We start from the raw sequence: 6,970 nt of genomic DNA on the forward strand, positions 1-6,970 counted from the left end.
ATGAAGGCCAGTATTAAATTCAACATAATATCAAATTTCGTAGCCCAAATATGGTCAGGTTTGATCCAGTTGATTTTTGTGCCTACTTACATCAATATGCTAGGAGCAGATGCCTATGGACTTATTGGTTTTTATACCAGCCTTTTAGGAATATTTACTGTATTGGACCTAGGATTAGGCGCTGCTCTTAGTAGAGAACTTGCTAGGTATTCGACTAATTCTGCTCAAAATACAGAAGCGGCAAATTTGACCTATACCCTCGAACGCCTTTATTGGAGTATGGGTTTGGTCATCGGACTTGGGATCGTGATTTCGTCCGATTGGATGGCTAATTCATGGCTCAACAACACACGCCTACCTGCTAGCAAAGTACATTTTGCCCTCATTCAAATGGGTATTTTAACTTTTTTTAGGTGGCCTACTAGCCTTTATAATGGAGGCTTGGTAGGTATCCAACAGCAAGTTCAGCTAAATGCCATTACACTTATAACAGAAACTGCTAAAGCTGTAGGAGTGATATTTATTCTCAAATGGGTACAAAATGATATTCAAGCTTTCTTTAATTGGCAAATTATCATTACATTGGTAGCTACGCTATTACTACGGACTTTTCTCTGGAAAAACCTAAATATTCCAAATTATCAACCTGCTTTCAGCAAAAAACTTCTTTTACAAATAGCCAGGTTTTCGGCGGGAGTAAGTGGTATTTCTCTAGTGGTCACAATTTTGATGCAAACCGACAAGCTAATCTTATCCAAAATCCTTCCTTTGGATTTGTTTGGATATTATACTCTATCTTTTTCCATTTCATTTGTACTGTTTCGGGTTATTTCTCCTATAGCTACGGCCTTTTATCCCCGTATTGTTCAAGCAATTCAGCTCAACGATTCGTTTCAACAGCGCCGTTTGTACCATCAAAGTAGTCAACTCATGGCTGTAGTTATTATACCCATAAGTCTTACTCTTAGTTTTTTCTCAAAAGAAATCATCGGATGGTGGTTAAAAAATGAAGAAAGTACCAAAGAATGTGCGCCTTTGGTAAGTGTACTTATCTTAGGCACAATGTGTAATGGTCTGGTTACCATGTCTTATTATTATCAATTGGCAAATGGGTGGACTAAACTCGCCTTCTGGAAGAATGTCGCAGCACTATTTATGCTTATCCCTTTATTACTTTGGCTTACTCAACTATATGGTTCTATAGGGGCAAGTTTCATATGGGCTTCACTCAATATAAGCTATTTATTTGTTGAGCCTCATATATTTCATAATAAATATTTAAAAGGAGAAAAAATGAAATGGTATCTGTATGATATTTTAATCCCATTTATCAGTACTTTCCCAATCTTAATTTTAGGCCGATACTGGCTTGATGAACACCCCCCTCAGCCACTTTTCATTCAAATATTAGTGATTGGTACCGTTTTTACAATTTCTCTTCTAGCAGCTGGTGTATTTACTCAATTTACGAGACATTTATTAATGACCCAAGGGCGGCTTTTATACCAAAATTTCAATAAAGCTAAATAAACAAGTTTAATTTGATCAATTCGCCCAGTACACATTATGATTGAACATAAATTTACCATTATTATTCCTACAAGGGAACGGCCTGATACCCTGTATTGGACTCTCAAAACAGCCCTTCAACAAAACTATTCTAACTTAGAAATTATAGTTAGTGATAATTGTAGTTTTGATAACACTCATGAAATAGTTCAATCATTCAAAGACCCTAGAGTAAAGTACATCAATACCAATAAACGCACGGGGATGAGTCAAAACTGGGAATTCGCCCTTAGTCATGTAGAGGAAGGTTTCGTAACATTTTTAGGAGATGATGATGCTTTCACACCTGATGCTATTGGTCGAGTAAATGAGATTGTTAATACATATAAGGTAGAAGCAGTTTGTGTTTACAATGTTTTTTATGGATGGCCAAACAATATATCTGATTTTTATAAAAATGTGTTATCTATACCAAAAACCAAAGCTAACCAAGTAATTTCGTCTAAAGAAGCTCTCAGGGATGTATTATCTTTTAAGAAAAACTATACCGAGCTTCCCTTTCTCTATAAAGGATTTGTACATATCAATGCCATCAACAAAGTAAAAGAACGTTCCCAAGGTCGTTTTTTTCATTCTATGATTCCTGATGTTTACTCTAGTTTGGTCATACCAGAGGTAATAGACTATTATTATATTACAGATGATAAAATTGCAATCAATGGTGGGTCAGGGCACAGTGGAGGTACCGCTCAATTTTCGCCTGAAAAAAAGAAATCAGATGCTGCTGAGAAGTTTATTAAAGAAGACAATCTCCCTTTTCATGAAGAATACATACGTTTTATTCCCTCCATTGAGATTATCATGCTTGAATGCATAGCTCAAGCTCAGAAATGGGGTTTTCATCAAAATACTAAGCTTGATATACTAACTTATATAGAACAAACTCTCAAAATTGACGTCCAAACTGGAATCGTAAAATACAACATGACAGTGGATTATCTAAGAGAGCTGGGCCGAAAGCATCATTTATCAACTGAAATCGAAGCATTAATTACTAAACACCCAGTAAAAACTAAGAATAAATTCACAGTTTTGTTATCTATTTTGAAAAGTGTAAAAGAAAATGTGATTATTGATGGTAATATTTATGACATTAGTAATGTATACGATGCTGCTCTTTGGTTAAAAAAGGCAAGTTATTCTCGAAACTCAATCATTTCATATTACCATATTTTACGGATTTTATTAAGAGCTTTATTCATTAAAAAAATAAAACAAAATGCTTAAAAGATTTAAAGCTTTAATCCAGTTTTTAGGGTTTTACCCTAATATGCTCTTGGAAAATGTCAAAGGGCTTGTTTGGTACTTTGAAGATTTAAAATCTCTAAAAAAACAAATAGAATCTAAAAATAAAAACGAATTCCCTTTTGGAAAAAAATACCCAGTGTTAAATGAGAAATTTTCTACTAGTGGGATTGCCTCAGGTCATTATTTTCATCAAGACCTTCTAATTGCTCAACGAATATTTCAAAACCAACCAGTTAACCATGTAGATATAGCGTCAAGGGTGGATGGATTTGTAGCACATGTAGCTTCCTTTAGGAAAATAGAAGTATTTGATATTCGATCACTTCCAGACTATATTTATAATGTTAAATTTATTCAAGCAGATCTTATGCATCTTGACCAAAATTTAATTCACTATACTGACTCTATATCTTGCCTCCATGTCATTGAGCATTTTGGTTTAGGTCGCTACAACGATCCTATTGATATTGATGGACATCTCAAAGGATTAGAGAATATATATCAAATACTTAAACCAGGAGGTCGCTTTTACTTTTCTACCCCTATAGGTCACCAACGTATTGAATTTAATGCTCATAGAGTATTTAGTATTAAATACTTGCTAGAATTGTTTAACACAAAGTATGACATTATTCATTTTTCTTATGTCGATGACAAAGGAGATTTATTTAGAAATGTAGCATTCACTGACAGTGAAATTGAACAAAATTTCGGATGCGTATTTGGATGTGGCATCTTTGAAATGATAAAAAAATAACATTAAGTATAAATCTGTATAATGATAGAAATCAAACCTGCTCAAGTCACTCTCAACTCAATTTGTAAATGTGGATCTAAAGATTTAATATTTGGAGAGATTATCTGGCAAGGTCAACATGTTTGTGTGGATATTATTTGTAAGAAGTGTAACAAAAATTTCTTACAAAATATACCAATTGGGCAGTCTCTTTTAGAAACAAGACTTGTCGATAAAGGAACAAAAAGTGTCTATAAACTTGATTGGCAACCAAGCAAAGATGCTTGGCTTAATAAACCTTTATTATCTATTTTAACGCCTGTCAAAGACGATATACTCATAAATGTTCAAATAAATACGCATTACAAAAAAATAATTATCTTAAATTGTTTAGAGTTTGTATACGGACATGCTTTATTAGTGCTACTTAATCTACAGCGGATCATAAAATTAAACTCTAATTCTACACTTGGGATAGTTGTAATAATTCAACCGATGTTTAAATGGATGTTAGCGCAAGAAGGAATTGCGGAAATATGGACCATAAACACTTCCTTCAAACAAATGACTTATTATAATGAATGTCTAAACATATCTATTCATAAAGAATTACAGAGGTTTGAACAAGTTTTTTTAAGTCATGGGCATCTCATCCCAACCAATACTCCTATTAATATTCAAGAATTCACCAAAATACCTCCGTTTAATTTTGATATACCTCCTACACGCCCTCGTGTTACTTTTATATGGCGACAAGACCCCGGTAGGATTTGGATTAGAAATATATATATCCTAAAAGGATTTGAAAAATTAGGTTTTAAAAAAATTTTATTACCTTTTCATTATTTAAGAATAGTTACACTTTTTTTCTTTCTCAAAAAAGAGTTTGGAGATCGCTTCATATATACTGTAGCTGGTTTTGGAAAATGGATGTTATTTCCTAAATTTATTACTGACGTACGTACCAACGATTTCAATGATGATACAGAACGCTTTCTCTGTCAAATCTATTCAGAAAGTCAACTTATCATAGGAGTACATGGTTCTAGTATGATTTTACCCTCTGCTCATGCTGGCATGTGTATTAGTTTAATGCCTTCTAAAAGATGGGGGAATTTTGCTGAGGATATCCTTTTTTCACCATCTGAGACAGACGCAAGAGTAGGTGCATTCCAAAAAAGAATTATCCCTATTAATTTATGTATATTCGACATTATCGATATTTGTATTAATATGCTTAAAGGCCGTATGTACTTTTTACAGAAATTTAAACATTCTAATGAGTTGTAATGAGCTTTTTATTTTCTAGCAAGCATTTAAGTCGTATAGCTTCCATCTATATCATTTCAATTATATGTGGATTTCCGATTAGTGCCTTTTGGTCTGTCATGATTGGAATTGACTCCATGGGTAGCTACATATATCGTGCGTTTTGCATTCTTTTACTGGCTTATTTATTTTTTTTAGGAATTTTACAGCGAAAATTCACCAAACTACCTCGTTATACATTACCTATTCTGATTTTTAGTTTTATCATTTATGTACGTGTAATGGTAGATGTATTAGTTAGAGGAATAAAATTTTATGAACAAGATGATAGTTTTTTTATATTATTTTTCATTCATAATACAATAAGTGCTGTATTTGTTTTTTGTTTTTTATTAGAAAGTATAGATTTTTCATTTTTAGGAAAATGGCTCTTTATTAGTCTATTAATTAGCAATCTACAACTGTTATATTATGTAGCAAATGAAATTGGGTTTTCATCAGCTTTATTTCAAAATAGAATTGTTGTTCGTAAATCAGACGAAACCGAAGGTTTTATTTTAAACCCTATTACATTTGCCCTTGTGGGGCAGCAGCTGACAGTCATCAGTATAAGCCATTTATTATTTAACCATGACCTCAAAGAAAAAAAATATCTTTATTACCTTAGCCTGACAATTGGATTTATATTACTAGTTCTAGGTGGGTCTCGTGGACCCATGTTGAACACGTTTCTAGTTCTTTCTTTTTTTCTTTTAGTAAAAAATATCAAGACTAAAAGCTTAATGAATTTATTCAAATATTTTATAATCACTATTGTTATTATATTAATATTAATTACATTTATAGACCCTCAAATACTAGAAAGCATAGAGGCTTTTAGGAGAATAATAACTACTGTTGACAATATCAATAATACTGACAATGAGGAACGAGTTTTTGAATATGCTGCAGCATGGAATCAATTCCTTGAAAATCCACTTATCGGCGACCAATTTGTCAACAATTTTGATAGCTATCATGCGCACAATATATTCTTAGAAGTTTTGATGGCAACTGGACTCGTTGGTGCTTTCTTTTTCTTTTTTTTCATTCGCGATTACTTTAAAGCCATTTATAAAATATTTTTTATTGATATCCCACCGTCTATACTTTCCATATATGCTATTAGTATCACCATTTTTCTTCTTGGCCTTACCTCTGGCACTCTATATCTCAATTTAGATTTATGGTTAAGTCTTTTGGCTGTTATTGGGTATTCAAAACGATATCAACAAAACCTCTCTCATTGACTTAGGAATATAACTATTGCATTTAACATTATTTAAACAAGGTGGTTTTCTTCTCGACTCCTAACTATATTAGCCAAATATCTTCAATTTAATACTGTAAAAAAAATAAGACTTCTTACCTACTTACTCTAAATAACATTAAAAATTTATTACTTTTTACTACTGACCGACTCCGCTCCTTAAAAGTTTTTTTATTAATTTAAGTATATTTCCCTCTATTTTGTCTTTTATATAGTTTTTTATAAAAAGGATTTACTATCATTTATATTGTTTTATTTACTATTTACCTCCCAATAGAATCTCACACTTCAAATATCTTAGATAATCATTGTACATCATTCCAAGATTGACCAGAGTCTTAACTTTTAAAACTTTTTGGTATATATTATATGTCTCATAAAGTACCTTTTTATTCAACTTGATTGTATTATTTTCTGACATAAACACTCTTTATTCTAATTTGTAAAGGAGAATATAGCAATCGCCCTAAAGAATATTGTCACCTCATTCAAACCAGTATCCTATAAACACCATCCACAACTATATAAAAGTCTGATTATCTGATATATACCCAATTCTTTATTTACCAAACTATACCATTCGATAATTTTTTATACTTTCCAGTAACATTTATATTCTTTCTTAAAATATTCTTTGTAGATTTGTTCGTATATTAAATATTATCATTAAACAGTACACACACATTTATCATCATTATTTAACATTCATTTTATGAAAAAACTCACGCTCACAGTGGCAGGGCTTCTTTTTACCATGGCAGCCTTCTCACAAAACGTATTCAACAACAATCAGACTACTACCAATGGTGGTGCCAACAATGTTAGCCCTTTGACTCAAG

The 6,970-nt window shown here is 32.1% G+C and carries 5 protein-coding genes; all 5 read left to right on the forward strand.

Annotated features, from left to right (window positions below; translation table 11 throughout):
- The 5 genes from P1X15_RS21305 to P1X15_RS21325 all read left to right on the forward strand — a co-directional run bounded on the left by P1X15_RS21305 (position 1) and on the right by P1X15_RS21325 (position 6,111).
- Positions 1–1,530 (forward strand): oligosaccharide flippase family protein, encoded by a 1,530-nt coding sequence (locus P1X15_RS21305; protein WP_277340151.1) that lies wholly within the window; start codon positions 1–3, stop codon positions 1,528–1,530.
- 36 nt (positions 1,531–1,566) lie between these two features.
- Positions 1,567–2,796, forward strand: coding sequence for a glycosyltransferase family 2 protein (locus P1X15_RS21310; protein WP_277340152.1), 1,230 nt, complete (start codon positions 1,567–1,569; stop codon positions 2,794–2,796).
- Positions 2,789–3,574: a DUF268 domain-containing protein gene (locus tag P1X15_RS21315; RefSeq protein WP_277340153.1), complete on the forward strand. Its 786-nt coding sequence runs from the start codon at positions 2,789–2,791 to the stop codon at positions 3,572–3,574. Before P1X15_RS21310 ends, P1X15_RS21315 begins: the two co-directional genes overlap by 8 nt.
- A gap of 21 nt (positions 3,575–3,595) precedes the next feature.
- Complete coding sequence (locus P1X15_RS21320; protein ID WP_277340154.1) at positions 3,596–4,843, forward strand: hypothetical protein; 1,248 nt, start codon at positions 3,596–3,598, stop codon at positions 4,841–4,843.
- Between the two features lie 98 nt (positions 4,844–4,941).
- Positions 4,942–6,111: an O-antigen ligase gene (locus tag P1X15_RS21325; RefSeq protein WP_277340155.1), complete on the forward strand. Its 1,170-nt coding sequence runs from the start codon at positions 4,942–4,944 to the stop codon at positions 6,109–6,111.
- The last annotated feature ends 859 nt before the right edge of the window (positions 6,112–6,970 follow it).

The sequence above is a fragment of the Runella sp. MFBS21 genome (assembly GCF_029433105.1).
Lineage (GTDB): Bacteria > Bacteroidota > Bacteroidia > Cytophagales > Spirosomataceae > Runella.

Excerpts from the sequence above, each read along its gene's own strand:
- P1X15_RS21325 (WP_277340155.1), top strand. The coding sequence starts at position 4,942 with ATGATTGGAATTGACTCCATGGGTAGCTACATATATCGTGCGTTTTGC.
- P1X15_RS21305 (WP_277340151.1), top strand. The coding sequence starts at position 1 with ATGAAGGCCAGTATTAAATTCAACATAATATCAAATTTCGTAGCCCAA.
- P1X15_RS21315 (WP_277340153.1), top strand. The coding sequence starts at position 2,789 with ATGCTTAAAAGATTTAAAGCTTTAATCCAGTTTTTAGGGTTTTACCCT.
- P1X15_RS21320 (WP_277340154.1), top strand. The coding sequence starts at position 3,596 with ATGATAGAAATCAAACCTGCTCAAGTCACTCTCAACTCAATTTGTAAA.
- P1X15_RS21310 (WP_277340152.1), top strand. The coding sequence starts at position 1,567 with ATGATTGAACATAAATTTACCATTATTATTCCTACAAGGGAACGGCCT.